Annotated in this window: 1 protein-coding gene; it reads right to left on the bottom strand. The window is 69.0% G+C overall.

Annotated features, from left to right (window positions below):
- Positions 1-232, bottom strand: a 232-nt coding sequence (locus SB753_RS42005) for a zinc-binding dehydrogenase (protein ID WP_410805813.1), incomplete at both ends; no start/stop codon positions are given.

The following is a 232-nucleotide window of genomic DNA, read 5'->3' on the forward strand; positions in this document are numbered from 1 at the left end:
GAGCGCGCTCACGACATGCCCGAAATGCCGGACGGCCGCGAACGATGCATCGAGCGTTGCGCCGCCGACCGTATCGACGACGAGATCGAAGCCTTCGCCCGCGGTCAGTTCGCCAACATATTGTTCGACCGCGCGCGCCCCGTAGTCGATCGGCGTCGCGCCGAGTCGCACGACGAGATCCTGATCGCGCGCGCTCGCCGTTGCGAAGATCCGTGCGCCGAGCGCGCGCGCC

Source organism: Paraburkholderia sp. SIMBA_053, assembly GCF_046534895.1.
Classification (GTDB): Bacteria; Pseudomonadota; Gammaproteobacteria; order Burkholderiales; family Burkholderiaceae; genus Paraburkholderia; species Paraburkholderia caledonica.